Origin of the sequence: Paraburkholderia sp. GAS42 (genome assembly GCF_050436565.1) — a bacterium.
Taxonomy (GTDB): domain Bacteria; phylum Pseudomonadota; class Gammaproteobacteria; order Burkholderiales; family Burkholderiaceae; genus Paraburkholderia.
This window is the reverse complement of the sequence record NZ_JBNDML010000002.1, coordinates 103,204-122,030: the sequence shown is the minus strand read 5'-3', so window position 1 is coordinate 122,030 and position 18,827 is coordinate 103,204. Positions and strand designations below refer to the sequence as shown.

General features: G+C 61.6%; 16 protein-coding genes, 1 tRNA gene and 1 pseudogene. 5 read left to right on the top strand and 13 right to left on the bottom strand.

Going from position 1 to position 18,827, the window contains the following annotated elements; translation table 11 throughout:
* Window positions 1-37 precede the first annotated feature (37 nt).
* The 3 genes from P3T16_RS03130 to P3T16_RS03120 form a co-directional block, all read right to left on the bottom strand.
* Window positions 38-787 (bottom strand): SDR family NAD(P)-dependent oxidoreductase, encoded by a 750-nt coding sequence (locus P3T16_RS03130; RefSeq protein WP_429254179.1) that lies wholly within the window; start codon window positions 785-787, stop codon window positions 38-40.
* 135 nt (window positions 788-922) lie between these two features.
* A complete protein-coding gene (locus P3T16_RS03125) occupies window positions 923-1,867 on the bottom strand; it encodes a LysR substrate-binding domain-containing protein (protein ID WP_429341131.1) in 945 nt (314 codons plus the stop codon).
* Window positions 1,868-2,149: 282 nt separating this feature from the next.
* Window positions 2,150-2,710, bottom strand: coding sequence for a TetR/AcrR family transcriptional regulator (locus P3T16_RS03120; protein ID WP_429341130.1), 561 nt, complete (start codon window positions 2,708-2,710; stop codon window positions 2,150-2,152).
* Window positions 2,711-2,783: 73 nt separating this feature from the next.
* On the opposite strand from P3T16_RS03120, the gene P3T16_RS03115 reads away from it, so the two are divergent.
* Window positions 2,784-3,491: a pentapeptide repeat-containing protein gene (locus P3T16_RS03115; RefSeq protein WP_429341129.1), complete on the top strand. Its 708-nt coding sequence runs from the start codon at window positions 2,784-2,786 to the stop codon at window positions 3,489-3,491.
* A 395-nt stretch (window positions 3,492-3,886) separates the two neighbouring features.
* Window positions 3,887-3,985, top strand: a pseudogene (locus P3T16_RS03110) (IS3 family transposase); the annotation flags it as partial.
* A 115-nt stretch (window positions 3,986-4,100) separates the two neighbouring features.
* Here the strand turns inward: P3T16_RS03110 and P3T16_RS03105 are convergent.
* From P3T16_RS03105 to P3T16_RS03080, 6 genes are all read right to left on the bottom strand, one after another.
* Window positions 4,101-4,188, bottom strand: a tRNA-Ile gene (locus tag P3T16_RS03105).
* A gap of 155 nt (window positions 4,189-4,343) precedes the next feature.
* Window positions 4,344-6,770, bottom strand: coding sequence for an RNA polymerase sigma factor RpoD (gene rpoD, locus P3T16_RS03100; RefSeq protein ID WP_429254176.1), 2,427 nt, complete (start codon window positions 6,768-6,770; stop codon window positions 4,344-4,346).
* Between the two features lie 95 nt (window positions 6,771-6,865).
* Window positions 6,866-8,740 (bottom strand): DNA primase, encoded by a 1,875-nt coding sequence (gene dnaG / locus P3T16_RS03095; protein ID WP_429341128.1) that lies wholly within the window; start codon window positions 8,738-8,740, stop codon window positions 6,866-6,868.
* 78 nt (window positions 8,741-8,818) lie between these two features.
* Entirely contained in the window at window positions 8,819-9,265 is a 447-nt protein-coding gene (locus P3T16_RS03090) for a GatB/YqeY domain-containing protein (RefSeq protein WP_429254174.1), read from the bottom strand.
* 254 nt (window positions 9,266-9,519) lie between these two features.
* Complete coding sequence (gene rpsU / locus P3T16_RS03085) at window positions 9,520-9,732, bottom strand: 30S ribosomal protein S21 (RefSeq protein WP_429254173.1); 213 nt, start codon at window positions 9,730-9,732, stop codon at window positions 9,520-9,522.
* 68 nt (window positions 9,733-9,800) lie between these two features.
* Entirely contained in the window at window positions 9,801-11,018 is a 1,218-nt protein-coding gene (locus P3T16_RS03080) for an NAD(P)/FAD-dependent oxidoreductase (protein ID WP_429341127.1), read from the bottom strand.
* A gap of 108 nt (window positions 11,019-11,126) precedes the next feature.
* Here P3T16_RS03080 and tsaD point away from each other — a divergent pair, with 108 nt between their 5' ends.
* On the top strand, window positions 11,127-12,155 hold the full coding sequence (tsaD, locus tag P3T16_RS03075) for a tRNA (adenosine(37)-N6)-threonylcarbamoyltransferase complex transferase subunit TsaD (protein ID WP_429341126.1): 1,029 nt from the start codon (window positions 11,127-11,129) through the stop codon (window positions 12,153-12,155).
* Between the two features lie 109 nt (window positions 12,156-12,264).
* Here tsaD and folE2 read toward each other — a convergent pair whose 3' ends face one another.
* From folE2 to P3T16_RS03055, 4 genes are all read right to left on the bottom strand, one after another.
* Window positions 12,265-13,074: a GTP cyclohydrolase FolE2 gene (folE2, locus tag P3T16_RS03070; RefSeq protein ID WP_429341125.1), complete on the bottom strand. Its 810-nt coding sequence runs from the start codon at window positions 13,072-13,074 to the stop codon at window positions 12,265-12,267.
* A gap of 134 nt (window positions 13,075-13,208) precedes the next feature.
* The gene (gene dxs / locus P3T16_RS03065) at window positions 13,209-15,107 is read right to left on the bottom strand and encodes a 1-deoxy-D-xylulose-5-phosphate synthase (RefSeq protein ID WP_429254169.1); all 1,899 of its coding nucleotides are present in this window, start codon (window positions 15,105-15,107) and stop codon (window positions 13,209-13,211) included.
* 88 nt (window positions 15,108-15,195) lie between these two features.
* On the bottom strand, window positions 15,196-16,077 hold the full coding sequence (locus tag P3T16_RS03060) for a polyprenyl synthetase family protein (RefSeq protein ID WP_429341124.1): 882 nt from the start codon (window positions 16,075-16,077) through the stop codon (window positions 15,196-15,198).
* A complete protein-coding gene (locus P3T16_RS03055) occupies window positions 16,074-16,382 on the bottom strand; it encodes an exodeoxyribonuclease VII small subunit (RefSeq protein WP_429254167.1) in 309 nt (102 codons plus the stop codon). The genes P3T16_RS03060 and P3T16_RS03055 overlap by 4 nt, the downstream gene beginning before the upstream one ends.
* A gap of 276 nt (window positions 16,383-16,658) precedes the next feature.
* Here P3T16_RS03055 and P3T16_RS03050 point away from each other — a divergent pair, with 276 nt between their 5' ends.
* Window positions 16,659-17,765 (top strand): aromatic ring-hydroxylating oxygenase subunit alpha, encoded by a 1,107-nt coding sequence (locus P3T16_RS03050; protein WP_429341123.1) that lies wholly within the window; start codon window positions 16,659-16,661, stop codon window positions 17,763-17,765.
* Window positions 17,766-17,891: 126 nt separating this feature from the next.
* Entirely contained in the window at window positions 17,892-18,761 is an 870-nt protein-coding gene (locus P3T16_RS03045) for a sulfurtransferase (RefSeq protein ID WP_429254165.1), read from the top strand.
* Window positions 18,762-18,827: the final 66 nt, after the last annotated feature.

Genomic DNA, 18,827 nt, shown 5'->3' with positions numbered 1-18,827 from the left:
CGTTGAGGGTTCGCCCGACATCCAGGCGAGTCACTTTTCAGTGGATCAACATCCCACCGTTGACATCGAGCGTGATACCGGTGAGGTAGGCCGATAGATCGCTTGAGAGGAAAAGACAGGCATTGGCGACGTCGAGCGCGTCGCCAAGACGACCAAGCGGAATGCCCTTGATGATGTCGGCACGCATCTCCGTCGTGAGCTTGTCGCCGGTGATGTCGGTCTGGATCAGGCCCGGTGTGATCGAGTTGACGCGGATGTTGTCGGACCCGAGTTCACGCGCCATCGCACGAGCGAGGCCGAGTACGCCTGCTTTGGCGGCGCTGTAGTGCGGACCGCCGAAGATCCCGCCGCCGCGTTGCGCGGAAACCGACGACATGCAGACGATGCTGCCGCTCTTCTGTTTTCTCATCTGCGGAATAACCGCTTGCGACATGTAGAGCGTGCCGCGCAGGTTCACGTCGATGACCGCGTCGAAGTTGCCTGCTTCGATGTCCATCGTCTTCAGCGGCTGGGTGATGCCCGCGTTGTTGATCAACCCGTCGATCCGGTCGTACTTTGCCAGCACCGCCCCGGCCGCGGCGATACATGCGGCCTTGTCGGTCACATCGCAGGCGAGCCCCAGGTGCCCGTCGCCGAGATCGCGCGCGGCGCTTTCGGCGTCTTCCTTTCGAAGGTCCAGAATGACCACTCGCGCGCCCTGCGCAGCGAGCGCTTTTGCGGTTGCCTTGCCGATGCCGCGCGGCGAGGCTGCACCTGTGACGATGACCACTTTGCTGTTGAGCAACATGCTTGTCTCCATTGATCGTGTGAGTGAGTAGGCGCAGTTTCAGCGCTCCGACCATCTCGATCAATGCAGTTCGGCTCAACTATTGCTGAAGAATTTTCAGGTGTCGCGGCACCGTGGATTTACAGGCGTCGGTAGTCATCCATTTCGCCTCATGGCGGGCGCCGTCGTCCCGCCTGGCGTGGCTTCTTGACCCATTGCGTCTTCGCCGGTCTCTTGCTCGACCCAGGTCACAAATTTGGCCACGCGGGGCAAATCCGCGTTCTGGCCAGGGTAAACGAGGTGATGGGCACCGACTTCGACCGCAAAGGTCTGATCGAAGACCGGCACGAGCGAACGTCGCCTGAGCTGGACCGATGCGAGCATCGTGCTTTCGAGCGCGATGCCGTGCCCCAGCGCTGCAGCCTCGAGCGACATGTAGGAACGGTCGAAAGAGAAATCGTAGGCTTTCCCGGCCGCCGCGACGCCGAACTTGCCGAACCATTGCTTCCACTGTACGAGCGGAGTCTCCGAGAAGATCAGACGCCGCTCGAGCAGATCCTCGGGAGTGCGCACCGGGAACCGTCTCAGGTAGTCCGGTGAGGCAAGAGGCGCAATGAATTCATTGCGGAGCGTCTTGATCTCTCCATCGGTCCAGTTTGCGTAGCCGTGCCGTACATCGAGGTCATAGTAGCCAGAGGTAAACGACACATCTTCGTAGGAACAGGCCAGATTCAACTGGATGTCGCCGTTCGCTTCCTGGAACGAAGCCAGCCTGGGTAGCAGCCACATCAACCCAAAGCTTGGACTCGAATGGATACGAAGGATCTCGAGGCCCGACTGGCTCGATGCGCGCTCCGTCGCGCGGCTCAGATCAGCAAGCGATCCTGTGACGTCCGTCAGGTATTGCTGACCGGTCGGAGTCAGAACGAGCCCTCGCCCTAGCCGGGTGAACAAAGGTCTACCGACCATGGATTCGAGGTTCGAAATCTGATGGCTGACCGCCGATGGCGTGAGCCCTAATTCGTCAGCCGCCCGATTGACGCTCTTTGTCCGCGCGACACTTTCGAATGCAATGATGGCTTTCAGAGGTGGGATGCGCATTATGTAGACACCTGGTTCGCTAAGGTTATCGGCTTCTCGTTGACGGCGTTCAGTGAACCCGCTTCGCTCGCTGGAAGCCGGAGTCCAGGACGGCATTTAGTGGTGGGATGCGGAGTGGTCGCGAACCGTCCTGGACCAAGGTGTTCTGCTTCGCTACTGGCGATTCCAGAAATGTCGCGTATCCCAGAGGTAAAGGCAAGCCGGGGTTCGGCCGATCGACAATCGGTTCGAAGGGGCGCGAGAGGTCGTATGAATACGAGGGTTGTCTCGTTGTGCGCCCTTTCAGCACAAGTCTAGAAGGGCATCCAGGAGCGCGGCTTTTCGTTTGTTCCCAATTGGATAGGAATCCAGCATCTGGGAATACCAAAACCCGTCAGCAGCGAGCCTGCACAGCAGCAACCGGTTCGCCAAATCCTCATCCACGCCGTCGGCCGCTATTGCAGCGGTCACGACAGCGCTCCACCGCTCGCGACATGGCGGCCATGTCAGTGCCAGCAAGGCAATAGCGCGTTGCGTGCGAACCTGCTCGTGATCGTTGCCGCTGTCAAATGACAGTCGCACGTACGCTCGCGCGTGCCGACCGGGGCCATCAGGCTCGGCAAGCAGCGCAAGCTCATATCGCTGATGGAACCCCACGAAAAGCTGATCGCACAGCGCATCAAGAAGTGCCTGCTTGCTGCGAAAGTGATGCTGGAGTCCGCCCTTGGTCACGCCAGCCCGTTTCGACACCGCGTCGAGTGTCACGGCATGCGGTCCTTCATCCACCAGTATCTGCAGCGTGACATCCAGCAGTTCTTTACGCACCAGTTCAGGTTGCTTCTGTCTGCGATGAGCAAGGGTCATTAAACATACCATCCGTATGGAATGTTTTGATTATAATCTGCTCCTCTCCCGGACTGCAAACCCGAGATCCCCAATGTTCCCCTTTTTCGGCACACCCTCCATCCACATGCATATTCTCGATAGAACGATGAGTCGCGCTGATCTCGTTGAGCTGCTCGGCACGAGCAACGGCCCGATTGAATTCGAACGGTGCGCTTTCGACGGCGCCGACCTGTCCGATCTGACGTTCCGGGACTGCACATTTTTGCGCTGCTCAGCAGCAGAAACGTCATTCAGGCGCGCCAGACTCGAGAACAGCCGATGGCTGGGCTGCAAGGGCCGCGGCATCGATTTCGTCACGGCACAGTTGACCGACGCGCGTTTCAAGGACTCCGACTTCAACAATTCCTCGTGGGCCCGCGCGAAGCTGGCTTCGTCAATGTTCGACGGCGTGAAACTGACAGGGGCCGTCTTCACCGGAATATCGGCCCTGGGGCTTGAGTTCTTCGATACGCTGCTGGTTGGCGCCGACATGAGTGGCGTTTCTTTCAGAAAGCAGCGACTGGTGAGGCTTGACTTTTCCGGTGCCGATTTGAGCGGCTGCGACTTCCGGGATACCGTGTTTGAGGGGGGCAGCCTCCGCGAAGCGCACCTCGCGAATGCGAAGTTCGAGGGTGCCGATCTGCGCGACGCGGAGCTTGGAACGCTCAGAGTTCGTACTGCTTCAAGCTTCAAGCGCGCGACGATCTCACATGCGCAGGCGGCGCTGCTGGCAAACGATCTGGGCATAACGGTGGCTTGAACTGGCCACCGTTACAGGCGAATTCGTGATCGACCACGTTCGGCTGTCTCTGACAGTGACGCTTGACCTGTTCAACAATGAGCGCGGACATTAGCGACGTTGATGCTTTGGCAAAGCGCCTATGCGTACGCGAAGTGCAAGGACCGAGTTCACCGTCAATGTCGCCCAGTTCAGCGCGCTGGAAGCCCGATATCCTCCAACTTGGGGCGAGCGCGGCCACTTGTTCTGCCGTCGGAGCGGAGAGGCTACAAATCAGACCGGCCGGCGGACTCACGTAGCCGGTGCTCCCGTCGAGCGATACAGCATTGTTCTTTTTGCCAGGTACAAAGCTGGCGCCACCCACCAGGGTACGAGTCACTGCCGGACACAGTGCAGCGCTTGCAGATCGAGTTGCGCTTCGGTCTGGCCTGCGCCGATACATCCACTACTACAATCGCCAACGCATCAAGACCAAACTAAAAGGGCTGAGCCCTGTGCAATACAGAACTCAGCCCTCATTGATCTGCTATCGGAGCGGTGACCACCCCACGATGCCAGAATTGCGGAAAAATCCCCGAATTGCGGAAATCGGTGCTCACTACATGAAACCCCGCAAACCCAAGCCAGGCTTGGTGGGCCGGGTCGGATTCGAACCGACGATGTCCTTTCGGAGGCGGATTATGAGTCCGCTGCCTGCAACCAGCACGGCGTCCGGCCCAAGAAAAAGACCCGGTCTGAGGGCCGGGCCTGATTGCTGATTTGGCCGACATACTACACGAAAAAAGGGGCTTCCGGGACCGCCTGCTTGAACACAGAACGATCTGGAAGCCCCTTCATCGGCAGCAGACTGCCTTTAACACCAACAGCCGTCGATCAATTCCCTTCGAGGAACGACTTCAGCTTGTCCGACCGGCTCGGGTGACGCAGCTTGCGCAGCGCCTTCGCCTCGATCTGACGGATCCGCTCACGCGTCACGTCGAACTGCTTGCCGACTTCCTCGAGCGTGTGATCGGTGCTCATCTCGATACCGAAACGCATGCGCAGCACCTTCGCTTCGCGCGGCGTGAGCGAATCGAGCACGTCCTTCACGACATCGCGCATGCTGGCGTGCAATGCGGCGTCGGCCGGAGCAACCGTGTTCGTATCCTCGATGAAGTCACCCAGATGCGAATCGTCGTCGTCACCGATCGGCGTTTCCATCGAGATCGGCTCCTTCGCGATCTTCATGATCTTGCGGATCTTGTCTTCCGGCATTTCCATCTTTTCTGCCAGCGTTGCCGGATCCGGCTCGAGACCGGTTTCCTGCAGGATCTGACGCGAGATGCGGTTCATCTTGTTGATCGTTTCGATCATGTGAACCGGAATCCGGATCGTACGTGCCTGGTCCGCGATCGAACGCGTGATGGCCTGACGGATCCACCATGTTGCGTACGTCGAGAACTTGTAGCCACGGCGATATTCGAACTTGTCCACCGCCTTCATCAGGCCGATGTTGCCTTCCTGGATCAGATCCAGGAACTGCAGGCCACGGTTCGTGTACTTCTTCGCAATCGAGATCACGAGACGCAGATTCGCCTCGGTCATTTCGCGCTTCGCCTGACGCGCCTTCAGTTCACCGGCCGCCATCTGACGGTTGGTTTCCTTCAGGTCCTTCAGCGGCAGCACAACACGCGCCTGCAAGTCGAGCAGACGTTGCTGCTGTTCGCGGATCGCCGGAATGTTACGCGTGAGGATCGCGCTGTAAGCGTGACCTTCGCCGACGATCTTTTCCGACCATTCGAGATCCGTTTCATTGCCCGGGAAACGCGCGATGAACTCGGCACGCGGCATGCCGCACTTGTCGACGACCGTATGCAGGATCTGACGTTCGACCTGACGCACTTCGTCCACCTGCGCGCGCAGCGTGTCGCACAGACGCTCGACGGTACGTGCCGTGAAGCGGATCATCATCAGCTCGTTCTGAATCGTTTCCTGAGCCTTCAGATACGCCTTCGACTTGTAGCCTTCCTTCTCGAACGCACGACGCATCTTGTCGAACCATTCGCTGATCGACGCGAATTTTTCGAGCGACGCGCGCTTGAGCGCTTCGAGCTGCGCCGCGTTGGCCGTAGCCTGCGCGGTGCCGTCGTCTTCTTCTTCTTCCTCTGCTTCCTCTTCGGCTTCCTCTTCTTCAGCCTCGATCGCTTCCGCTTCCTGCTCGGAGAAGCCGTCCGCGTCTTCCGCGTTGGCATCGATCAGACCGTCGACGAGTTCGTCGATACGAATCTCTTCGTTCGCGACGCGCTCGGCCATCGCGAGGATGTCGGCGATCGTCGTCGGGCACGCGGAGATGGCCATGACCATATGCTTCAGGCCATCTTCAATCCGCTTCGCGATTTCGATTTCGCCTTCGCGCGTCAGCAGCTCGACGGTACCCATTTCGCGCATGTACATGCGGACCGGGTCGGTCGTGCGGCCGAATTCGGAATCGACCGTGGAGAGGGCGACTTCTGCTTCTTCTTCGACTTCATCATCCGACGAAGCCGCCGGCGCGTTGTCGTTCAGGAGCAGCGTTTCAGCGTCGGGCGCCTGCTCGTACACAGCCACGCCCATATCGTTGAACGTGCTGATGATGCCTTCGATCGCCTCGGTCTCGGCAAAGTTATCCGGGAGGTGATCGTTGATTTCGGCGTACGTCAGGAAGCCACGTTCCTTACCGAGCTTGATCAGCGCGCGCAGTTTCGCGCGACGCTCTTCGAGCTCTTCGGCGGTGCCCGGCTGCGTCGACGCGAAAGCGTCTTTCAGCAGCGCTTTTTCCTTTGCGCGGCGGTCGCGTGCCTTGGCCTTTTCGCCTTTGCCCGGAACGACCGGCGCTGCTGCTGCCTCTTCGTTCTGGGTTGCGTCGTCATCGACGGATACTTCGTTCAGCTTTTTCGTCATGGAGTTCGCCATACCGGCTGTAGTCTCGACTCGCGGCTGCTGGACAACAGCCGGTTGAACCGTGGATACTGGAGTCTCGCGCACTGCCGCAGTGTCCTGCGCGGCAGCCGCTTCCCTGGTACTTCTGGAACCCGGCCGCTTCGTTGCTGGCTGCGTGGCTTTTGAGGCTTTCGAGGCGCCAGCCACGTTAGCTACAGATGCCGCAACCGGTGCCGCTCGCGCGGCAGAAGTGGACGAGGATTTCTTCCCAGGAGAAGGTGCGACGCTTGTGGCAGACGTTTTTCTCGCGGAAGAAGAAGCAGACCTGGCCTGCGTGACCTTTCTGGTCGGCTCCTCGGAGCCTTTGCCCGTCGCTTTCTTTCCGCCTGTAGTCTTTACCATTGCAATTCGCCCTCTTGCCTGGAAAACAAACAAAAACTGCAAACAAACTGCTGGGAACCTTTTATTATAGCACCTCAGGTTCTGCCCTTCCCCGCTTACAGCCCGAGCTGACGTTTCATGTCCGCCCGCTTCCGATTCAGATCGGTGTATTCGGCCAGTTCTTCCGGCGTATGTCGTGACTGCCGCGACAGTTGATCGAGCCTCGCGCTGTACGCGTCATAGCTCATCCTGAAGATCGCCGCCTTCAGTTCCTCGCCAACAATCCGTTCCTGCTCGCGGCGCTCCTCGATGACGGTTTCGTCCTCGGGATTCTTCAGCAGCAGGTCGCGCACGTTTTCATCATAGTCCAGAATTTCGCGGAAGATTTCTTCGAAAGTCGGCGCATTCGCGCTGTTTCTGAGCAGATCCGACAACAGCTGAAACTCAGCCGCTTCGCCCAGCGCACGCGCATGCGTCGTCACTTCCTCGAACAGTTCACCGTGACGGGTGACCGTCAACAGCGCCTGTTCCGCGTCCTCGTCCAGCACCGCGACAATGCGCGGATGCATCACAAGATTGCGCAGCGCCCGCTGTTCGATCCCGGTCACGCTACGACGATCCTTGCGCGGCGGCGCGGCGCGCGAAGCCGCGGCGATCCGGGCATCGACCTCGCAGAGCGCGGCCACTTCGTCGAACGGCACGTCGAGCCGGTCGGCGAACATGTGCATGATCTGGGCACGCAACGCGTTCGCCGGCAACGCCTGCAACAGCGGCTTGGCGTCGAACAGCGCGCGCGCCTTTCCTTCCGGCTGATCCAGCTCCTTGCCGGTCAGCACTTCGTTCAACATGAACTGCGACAGCGGCATCGCCCGCGCGACCTGTTCCGAGAACCCCTCGGTACCGAACTCACGCACGTAACTGTCCGGATCGTGCTCTGTCGGCAGGAACAGGAAGCGGATCGTCCGGTTGTCCGCTGCGTGCGGCAGACAGGCATCCAGCGCGCGCCGTGCGGCGCGTCGGCCGGCTGAGTCGCCATCGAAGCTGAAGATCACGGTATCTGTCTGGCGCATCAGTTTCTGCACATGAATCGGCGTGCACGCCGTACCGAGGGTCGCAACCGCGTTCTGGAACCCCAGTTGCGCCAGCGCGACCACATCCATGTACCCTTCGACCACCAGCACGTACTGCTGCTCGCGGATCGCGAGGCGCGCCTCAAAAAGGCCGTACAGCTCGCTGCCCTTGTTAAATAGAGGCGTTTCCGGCGAATTCAAATATTTAGGTTCACCGCTATCCAGCACACGGCCACCGAAGCCGATCACCTGCCCTTTCACGTTGCGGATCGGGAACATGATCCGCTCGCGAAAGCGGTCATAACGGCGGTTCTGGCCCTGCGCATCCGACTTTTCGCTGACGATCACGAGACCGGATTCGACCAGCGCGTCGTCCCGATAGTCGGGAAAAGCGGTTTCGAGGTTCTGCCAGCCATCCGGCGCGTAACCGAGCCCGAAACGCGCCGCGACTTCGCCAGTCAGTCCACGCTTTTTCAGGTACTGGATCGCATTCGGCGCGCCACGCAACTGCTTGCGGTAAAAATCGCACGCGGTCTGCATCACGTCAGACAGCGCGGTCGTGACAGCCTTCGATACAGCCGGCGCATAACCTTCTCCGCCACCGCCACCTCCGCCGCGCATGGGCGACGGCTCCTGCGGCACCGTCAGGCCCACGGATTGCGCCAGCTCGTTCACGGCCTCCGGGAAGGTCAGTCCGGCGTGCTCGATCAGAAAACCGATTGCCGTGCCATGCGCACCGCATCCGAAGCAGTGATAGAACTGCTTAGTCGGACTAACGGTGAACGAAGGGCTCTTCTCGTTGTGAAACGGACAAAGCCCCATGAAATTCGCGCCGCCCTTCTTCAACTGCACGAAACGACCAACCACGTCGACAATATCGACGCGGTTCAGCAGATCCTGCAGGAACGAGTGCGGAATCACAGTAGGAAGGCGGCCTCGAATTTCATGAGGAACCGGGCGACCCGTCAATACGCGGGTCGCCCGGTTCCGGACAGGGTTTTACTTCGCGAGTGCTGCCTTGACGAGCCCGGACACGGCCGTCATGTCAGCGCGGCCGGCGAGCTTCGGCTTCAGTACGCCCATCACCTTGCCCATATCCTGCGGGCCGGCGGCGCCCGTCTGCGCGACGGCGGCCTGCACTTCAGCGGCAACCTCAGCGTCGGACAACTGCTGCGGCATGTAGGCGGTCAGCACGACGAGTTCAGCCGCTTCCTTGTCGACGAGATCCGTGCGCCCGGCCGCCTCGAACTGGCTGATCGAATCCTTGCGCTGCTTGATCATCTTGTCGATGACGGCCGTGATCGCCGCGTCGTCGAGCGTCACGCGCTCATCGACTTCGCGCTGTTTGATCGCGGCGAGCAGCAGGCGGATCGTGCCGAGACGCTCGGTCTCGCGCGCCCGCATCGCGGCTTTCATATCGTCGTTGATCTGGTCCTTGAGACTCATCACTCACCTGAATGCGTTGATTAAAACAAGCCTGATAAACAAGCCATGAAAACAGTCCCGCGCGACGCTCGCATCAAGACAAAAACCCGCTTGGGACACCTTCCTCAAGCGGGTTGTCGCGAATTCGCGTAATGGATGCGGCCTCACCGGGGCGGCCTTGCGGCCTGGTCTTTCCGCGTGCGACGGCATCGAGCGCTGGATGCCGCCAACGATTGCACGCCACGGCGCTCAAAGCGACTGCGGCGGACAAAGAATCAGTAAAGCTTTTTGGGCAACATCTGGCTGCGCAGACGTTTGAAGTGGCGTTTGACCGCGGCCGCCTTCATGCGTTTGCGTTCAGCCGTCGGCTTTTCGTAAAACTCGCGCGCGCGAAGTTCGGTCAGGAGCCCGTTCTTCTCGATCGTGCGCTTGAAGCGGCGCATCGCGACTTCGAAGGGCTCGTTATCTTTTACGCGGATAGTCGTCATTTTTCAATAACGGAGCTTTGCAAAGGTTGGAGATTATAACAGACGTTTCGCACAAAGAAACGGCGCCGTCAAGCCCCCAGAACCTGCTCCGCGGCCGCCTGGCCCGCCGCGACGCCCGATGCCCACGCCCACTGGAAGTTGTAGCCGCCAAGCCAGCCCGTGACGTCCACGGCCTCGCCAATGAAGTAGAAACCGGGCACCCGCGCGCTCATCATCGTCGACGAAGAGAGTTCGCGCGTGTCGATGCCACCGCGCGTTACTTCGGCCTTGCGATAGCCTTCGGTGCCGTTCGGGGTGAGCGTCCAGCGCGAAAGCGCCTCACCGATCCTGCGCAGCGTTTTGTCCGGCAGATCGGCGACGCGCGCCTCGGCTGGAATCGCATGCGTCTCCAGCCAGACGTGCGCGAGGCGCGTCGGCACCCATTCGGCGAGCAGATTGGCGATCTGGCGCTTCGTGCCGGTTTTGGCTTCCAGAAGTGCCGTCGTGGCGTCCCGGTCCGGCAGCAGGTTCACGTGGACGGGCTCACCGGGCTGCCAGTAGGTCGAAATCTGCAACACGCCCGGACCTGAGAGGCCGCGATGGGTGAGCAGCAGATCCTCGACGAACTCACCGCCGCTCTTTTTATTGCCGGTCGCCAGCTGGACTTCCAGCGAAACACCCGATAACGCCGAAAACGGCGCCCAGTCGTCAGCGGCAAAAGTGAGTGGCACCAGCGCCGGACGCGTGTCGATCAGCTTGTGCCCGAACTGCTTGGCGAGACGATAGGCGAAGTCGGTCGCGCCGATCTTCGGGATCGAAAGGCCGCCGGTCGCCACCACGACAGCGCGGGTGCGGATCGGGCCTGCGTGGGTGTCGAGCGTGAAACCGCCGGCGGCTTCATGCCTGACCTGCTCGACCGCGAGCGGCCGGCGCCATGCAACGCCGCCGGCGTCGCATTCGTGCTTGAGCACATCGATGACCGCTTCGCTCGACTGGTCGCAGAAGAGTTGCCCCTTGTGCTTCTCGTGCCACGTCACGCGATGGCGCTTGAGGAGCGCCATGAAGTCGCGCGGCGTGTAGCGCGCGAGCGCGGAGCGGCAGAAATGCGGATTCGAGGACAGGTAATTCGCCGGACCGGCGTACAGATTCGTGAAGTTGCAGCGGCCGCCGCCGGAGATGCGTATTTTTTCCGCGAGGCGCGGCGCATGGTCGATCAGCACGACGCGCCGGCCGAGCTGGCCGGCCACCGCCGCGCACATCATGCCGGCCGCGCCTGCGCCGATAACCGCAATATCGAAGGATTCCATGGCGCGCATTGTACCTGCCGCCCTTCGTCGCCTTGCCGTCGCTGCTATACTTTCAGGCTTGCCTTTACCTTTCGGACGCCTTCGCGGCGCCCGTCCAGCCCCCGAATCATGCTCGTTCTCGGCATCGAAAGCTCCTGCGACGAAACCGGCCTCGCGCTCTACGACACTGAGCGCGGCCTGCTCGCGCACGCGCTGCATTCGCAGATCGCCATGCATCGCGAATACGGCGGCGTGGTGCCGGAACTGGCGTCGCGCGATCACATCCGGCGCGCGCTGCCGCTGCTCGAAGAGGTGCTGGAGCGCGCCGGCACCGCACGCACGGAGATCGATGCGATCGCGTATACGCAAGGGCCGGGGCTTGCGGGCGCGCTGCTCGTCGGCGCGAGCATCGCGAACGCGCTCGCGATGGCGTGGGATCGCCCGACGATCGGCATTCACCATCTCGAAGGGCATCTGCTTTCGCCGCTGCTCGTCGATGAACCGCCACCGTTTCCGTTCGTTGCGCTGCTGGTGTCGGGCGGCCACACGCAGTTGATGCGCGTCACCGATGTCGGCGAATACGAAACGCTCGGTGAAACACTCGACGATGCCGCCGGCGAAGCCTTCGACAAAACCGCGAAGCTGCTCGGCCTCGGCTATCCAGGTGGCCCGGAAGTGTCGCGCATGGCGGAATTCGGCAATCCGGGCGCAGTCTCGCTGCCGCGTCCGATGCTGCATTCGGGCGATCTCGACTTCAGCTTCAGCGGCCTGAAAACCGCCGTCCTGACGCACACGAAGAAGCTCGGCGGCGCCAACATTTGCGAGCAGGCGAGGGCGGATCTGGCGCGTGGCTTCGTTGATGCAGCTGTCGATGTGCTCGCCGCGAAATCACTGGCGGCGCTCAAGCAGACGAAGCTGAAGCGACTCGTAGTGGCGGGCGGCGTCGGCGCGAACCGGCAGTTGCGCGAGGCGCTTTCTGCCGCCGCGAAAAAGCGCGGCTTCGAGGTGCACTATCCGGACCTGTCGCTGTGTACCGATAACGGCGCAATGATCGCGCTCGCGGGTGCGCTGCGGTTGCAGCGCTGGCCGGAGCAGGCAGGCAAGGACTACGCATTCACGGTCAAGCCGCGCTGGGATCTGTCGTCTCTGGCTCGATAGGGCCTGCACACGCGTCCTCTTCCGCCTGCGGGCGACGACCGGTATCCAGACAAAAACGGCCGCATCACATGATGCGGCCGTTCGTCTTTCAAGGCAGACACGGTAACGCTTATCGCACCACGCGCCTGTCGTTTTCGATCAACGCATACGCGCTGTGATTGTGGATCGACTCGAAGTTCTCGGCTTCGAGCACATACGCGATGATCCGCGAGTCCGCGTTCAGACGCTGCGCCACATCGCGCACCAGATCTTCGACGAACTTCGGGTTCTCATACGCGCGCTCGGTGACGAACTTCTCGTCGGGACGCTTCAGCAGTCCCCACAGTTCGCACGACGCCTCTTCTTCCGCGATACGGATCAGATCTTCCACCGGCACGTCGTCCGCGAGTTCGGCGTTGATCGTCACGTGCGAGCGCTGGTTGTGCGCGCCGTACTGCGAGATTTCCTTCGAGCACGGGCACAGGCTCGTCACCGGCACCAGTACCTTCAGGAACAGACGCGTTACGCCATTGCGCGTGTCGCCGGTCAGCGTCACGTCGTAATCGAGCAGGCTCTGCACGCCGGAGACCGGCGCAGTCTTGTTCACGAAGTACGGAAACGACACTTCGATGCGGCCCGCCTCGGCTTCGAGCTTTTGCAGCATCGATGCGAGCATCGCGCGGAACGCGGCCACGTCGAGCGGCGCCTTGTTCTCTTCGAGCAACGCGACGAAACGCGACATGTGCGTGCCCTTCACTTCGGCGGGCAGGTGGACGTCTAGATTCCACGTGCCGATCGTCGGCTGCGCGTCGCCTTCGGGCGTACGAACGGTCAGCGGATGACGCACCGCCTTCACGCCCACGCGCTGGATCGCGATCTGACGCGTATCGACGGTGCTCTGCACGTCGGGCATCATGAAGGCGGGGTTCATCTGGTTCATGTTGTTATCCTCACTGGCTGCGCGTATCGACTGGCGCAACCGCATGCGCCGGCAGGGCGCCGACGCTGCGCGACGAGCCCGCAGGCCCGTCGATTCGTCTGAAGGGAAATTGCCGTCTCACGACGGCAGCAGCATCACGCGACGCGCTTGACCGACTTGCCGGCAGCGTGATCAAGGAAGCGCTCGCGGATCGATTTCGCGATGCCCGCGGCATCAAGACCACATTGCGACAGCAGCTTCGCCGGATCGCCATGATCGATGAAGCGGTCGGGCAGGCCCAATTGTAGAACGGGCTTGATCACCCCGCTCTCAAGGAGGGCTTCCACGCAGGCTGAGCCCGCACCGCCCATCACACAGCCTTCTTCGACCGTGACGATGGCGTCGTGCGTCTCGGCGAGCCTGCGAACCAGCTCGGCGTCGAGCGGTTTCACAAAGCGCATGTTCGCGACAGTAGCGTCGATCTGCTCACCCGCAGCCAGCGAAGGCGCGACCATCGTGCCGAACGCCAGAATCGCGATACGCTTGCCAGCCGACTGCGACGTCTCGCGACGGATTTCGCCCTTGCCGAGCGGAATCGCGGCCATCTGCTTGACCGTCGCCACGCCCGTGCCCGCGCCACGCGGATAACGCACGGCCGTCGGATTCGGCTGTTGCAGCGCCGTGTAGAGCATCTGACGGCATTCGTTTTCGTCCGACGCAGCCATCACCGTCATGTTCGGGATGCAGCGCAGGAACGCGAGATCGTATGCGCCCGCGTGCGTCGCGCCATCAGCGCCGACGAGACCCGCGCGGTCGATTGCGAACACCACCGGCAGGTTCTGCAGCGCGACGTCGTGGATCAACTGGTCGTACGCACGTTGCAGGAACGTCGAATAGATCGCGACAACAGGCTTCATGCCCTCAGCGGCGAGACCGCCGGCGAATGTCACCGCGTGCTGCTCGGCGATGCCGACGTCGAAATAACGATCCGGATAGCGCTTCTCGAACTCGACCATGCCCGAGCCTTCGCGCATTGCGGGCGTGATGCCGACCACGCGCGCATCGAGTTCCGCCGCGTCGCACAGCCATTCGCCGAACACCTGCGTGTAGGTCTTCTTCGACGGCGTGGTCGCAGGCTTGATGCCTTCAGCCGGATTGAACTTGCCCGGGCCGTGATACAGCACCGGATCGGCTTCGGCCAGCTTGTAGCCCTGGCCTTTCTTCGTCACGACGTGCAGGAATTGCGGACCGCGCAGTTCCTTGATGTTCTGCAGCGTCGGGATCAGCGAATCGAGATCGTGACCGTCGATCGGCCCGATGTAGTTGAAGCCGAACTCTTCGAACAGCGTAGCCGGCACGATCATGCCCTTCGCGTGCTCTTCGAGCTTGCGGGCAAGGTCGAGCATCGGCGGCGCGACGCGCAGCACGCGTTCGACGCCTGCGCGCGCGGCAGCGTAGAAGCGGCCCGACATCAGACGCGCGAGATGGCGATTCAGCGCGCCCACCGGCGGCGAAATCGACATGTCGTTGTCGTTGAGGATGACGAGCAGCGGCACGTCGTCCTCGACGCCCGCGTTGTTCATCGCTTCGAACGCCATGCCGGCCGTCATCGCGCCGTCGCCGATCACGGCGATGCCCATGCGGTTGTCGCCCTGCAGCTTGCTCGCGACCGCCATGCCGAGCGCAGCGGAGATCGACGTGCTCGAGTGCGCCGTGCCGAACGTGTCGTATTCCGACTCGTCGCGCTTCGGGAAACCCGAGATGCCACCCTGCTGACGCAGCGTGTGCATCTGGTCGCGGCGGCCCGTCAGGATCTTGTGCGGATAGGTTTGATGGCCGACGTCCCAGACGATCCGGTCGCGCGGCGTATCGAACACGTAATGCAGCGCGATGGTCAGTTCGACCGTCCCGAGATTGGACGACAGGTGGCCGCCCGTCTTCGAGACGCTGTCGAGCACAAAGGCACGCAACTCGTCTGCAAGCGGTTGCAATTGGCGGCGATCGAGGCGGCGCAGGGCTGCCGGGTCGTCGATGGTTTTCAGCAAGTCGTACATCGTCGTTCCATTGTAGGAAAACTTACGCGCCCGCACTTCGTAACGCGCACCCCACGTGAATCGTGCGCGGCGGCGGGCTTTCGCGTTTTTAACTCACCCGGTCTACGACCAGGTCAGCGAGCTCGGCCAGACGCTGCGCACGCGCGCCAAAAGGCACGAGTGCGTTGTGTGCGTCCGTGCGTAGCTGTGCGGCAAGCGCACGCGACGCATCGAGCCCAATGATCGACACGTAGGTCGGCTTGCCGTCCTTCGCGTCTTTACCTGCGGTTTTGCCGAGCGTGGCGGAATCGGTCGTCACATCGAGAATGTCATCGACGACCTGAAACGCCAGGCCCACAGCAGCGGCATACACGTCCAGCGACTTCATTGCATCCACCGACGGCGTCGTGCCCGCCAGCGCACCCATCCGCACCGAGCCACGCAGCAACGCGCCGGTTTTCATGCGGTGCATCGTTTCGAGCTGCGCGCGCGTCAGCGTATGGCCGACGCTCGCCAGATCGATCGCCTGACCGCCGGCCATGCCGATCGAGCCGCTGGCCAGCGCCAGTTCACGCACGAGCGCGGCCTGTTGCGCGGGCGCGAGCACAGCGTCCGTCAGCGTAACGAAAGCCTGCGACTGCAGCGCATCGCCAACGAGCAGTGCTGTCGGTTCGTCATATTTGACGTGTACCGTCGGCTTGCCGCGACGCAGTGCGTCGTCGTCCATACACGGCATGTCGTCGTGAACGAGCGAGTAGACGTGGATCATTTCGAGCGCGCACGCCGCCGCATCGAGGCATTCGGGACGCGCATCCGTCAACTCACCGGCGGCATGAACGAGCAGCGGACGTACGCGCTTGCCGCCACCGAGTACGGCGTAACGCATTGCTTCGTGAAGCGTGGCGGGTTCAGTCGTCTGTGCCGGCAGGTAATGATCGAGTGCCGTCTCGACGCGATCGAGTACCGATCGCATCCATTGTTCGAAAGTCATAGGTCGTCTCCGCTCTCCCCAGCGGCTGTGCCTGCGGCGTTCGTCGGCAGCGGCTTGAGCGTCTCGCCATCGAGAACGCGAACCTGCTGCTCGACCTTTTCCAGTTGCTGCTGACAGAAGGCCACGAGTGTCGCGCCGCGCCGATAGGCGGACAACGATTCCTCGAGGCTCAGACTGCCGCCTTCCATGCGTCCGACAAGACCTTCGAGCTCCGCCACCGCCGCCTCGTAGTTGTCGGGCAGCGGCACGCCGCTTGCGTCCTGTACAGGTGCTACAGCGGTGTCGTTCGATGCGGTCTTCGCCATGAGTCGTCGCAAAATTAAAACAAGTCGGACATTCTACGGCAAAAGCGCAAATCCCGACCCGATCGTGGGCTCAGGCCAACTATCCGACAGCTTGCACCCGATAGAAAAAAAGCGGTCGATTGCACGGCGAAATTGGCAACTTTCGTAACAATTTTGACCCAAATCAGGCACTTAAGCGCCCCAGGAAAGGGGAAACGGGTATAATCGCGGGCTCCCTAAATCGAATCTTCGATGGTTGGGTTGTTCACTGCTTTCACGTTTTCATCGGGAGTGGGAATGTCCAATCTGAGCAATGCATTGCAGCTGAAGTCTGTTCACAGCCAGTTGCCAGTCACGGCTTACTTTGACGAAGCGCTTCTTACGCGCGAAATCGACACCCTTTTCAGGAAAGGTCCTCGCTACATCGGCCACGATCTCATGGTGCCCGAAGCGGGGAATTATTTTGCCTTGCCCAGCGAGAGCGAGGGGCGTGTGCTCGTCCGTAACCAGCAGTCGCAGGTCGAACTGCTGTCGAACGTGTGCCGCCACCGCCAGGCAATCATGCTCAACGGCCGCGGCCAGACGCAGAACATCGTCTGTCCCCTGCATCGCTGGACGTATGACCTGAACGGTCAACTCCTTGGCGCACCCCATTTCGCTGACAACCCCTGCCTGAATCTCGGCGCCACGCCGCTGCAGAACTGGCAGGGCCTGCTGTTCGAGTCGCAGGGGCGCGACGTCGCGAAAGATCTGGCAAGGCTCGGCACGAAGCAGCATTTCGACTTTTCGGGCTTCATGTTCGATCACGTCGAAGTCCACGAGTGCAACTACAACTGGAAGACCTTCATCGAGGTCTATCTGGAGGATTACCACGTCGCGCCGTTCCATCCGGGCCTCGGCAGCTTCGTTTCGTGCGACGACCTGACGTGGGAATTCGGCGAGTGGTACAGCGTGCAGACGGTCGGCGTCCACAAGGATCTCGAACAGCCGGGCAGCCCGACCTACCGCAAGTGGCACGACGAAGTCCTGCGCTTCCGCAACGGCACGCCGCCCGAGTTTGGCGCAATCTGGATGGTGTACTACCCGGGCATCATGATCGAGTGGTATCCGCACGTGCTGGTTGTGTCGTGGCTGATTCCGCGTGGTCCGCAGAAAACAACGAACGTCGTCGAGTTCTATTACCCTGAGGAAATCACGCTCTTCGAGCGGGAATTCGTCGAAGCCGAGCGCGCCGCCTATATGGAAACGGCCCGCGAGGACGATGAAATCGCCGAACGCATGGACGCCGGACGCCGCGCGCTGATGGAACGCGGCGAATCGCAGGTCGGGCCGTATCAGAGCCCGATGGAAGACGGCATGCAGCACTTCCACGAGTTTCTGCGCCGCGAACTCGGCGCGATCTGATCAGCAGTCGCCCATTGCGGGCGGGCAAGTGCGAATCGACGGAAAGACGGGCTTCGGCCCGTCTTTTTTTGTTTAGACTAACAACGTCAGCCGGCCGCGCCGGAAACGCCAGTCTCAGGAGTTGTCATGCCGCACACTCACTACACCACGCTGATCTCAGCCACGAACCTCGCGGAATGCCTCGCCGCCGCACCGGGCAGCGTGCTGGTCTTCGATTGCCGCTTCGATCTCGGCGATACGGACGCTGGCGAGAAAGCTTACGCCGCCGGACATATCGCCGGCGCGCAGTATCTGCACGTCGATCGCGACCTGTCCGGTCCAAAGACGGGCACCAATGGGCGCCATCCGCTGCCCGATCGGGCGAAGCTGGTCGAAACGCTCGCCGCGCATGGGCTCTCGAATGGGAAGCAGGTTGTGGCTTATGACGCGCAGGGTGGGATGTATGCGGCGCGTCTCTGGTGGCTGCTGCGCTGGGTCGGCCACGATTCGGTTGCGGTTCTCGACGGCGGATTGCCGGCCTGGGAGGCCGCGGGGCACCCGCTGACACAGGACATTCCGGCGAAAACAAAGGGGAATTTCACGCCTGGCGCGCCGCTTTCGGTGACAACCGACGCACAGGCCATCCTGCGCAATCTGACTGTGCATGAACTGACGGTCGTCGACGCGCGCGCGCCGGACCGTTATCGCGGCGAAAACGAGACGATCGATCCGGTCGGCGGGCACATTCCGGGCGCGCTGAACCGCTACTTCAAGGACAACCTGACCACCGACGGCCGTTTCAAGCCGGCGCACTCGCTGCGCGAAGAGTTTGGCACGCTGCTGGCGGCCACCACGCCGGATCGCGTCGTGCTGCAGTGCGGCTCGGGCGTGACCGCCTGTCACAACATACTCGCCATGGAAGTGGCCGGTCTGCACGGCGCGGCGCTTTATCCTGGCTCGTGGAGTGAGTGGAGTGCGGATCCTTCGCGGCCGGTGGCGACCGGGGCAAATCCGTAAGCCACACTGGTTCAGGTCACGTCAGGCAACAACAAAAGCGCCGCTGCGAGCGGCGCTTTTGCTTTC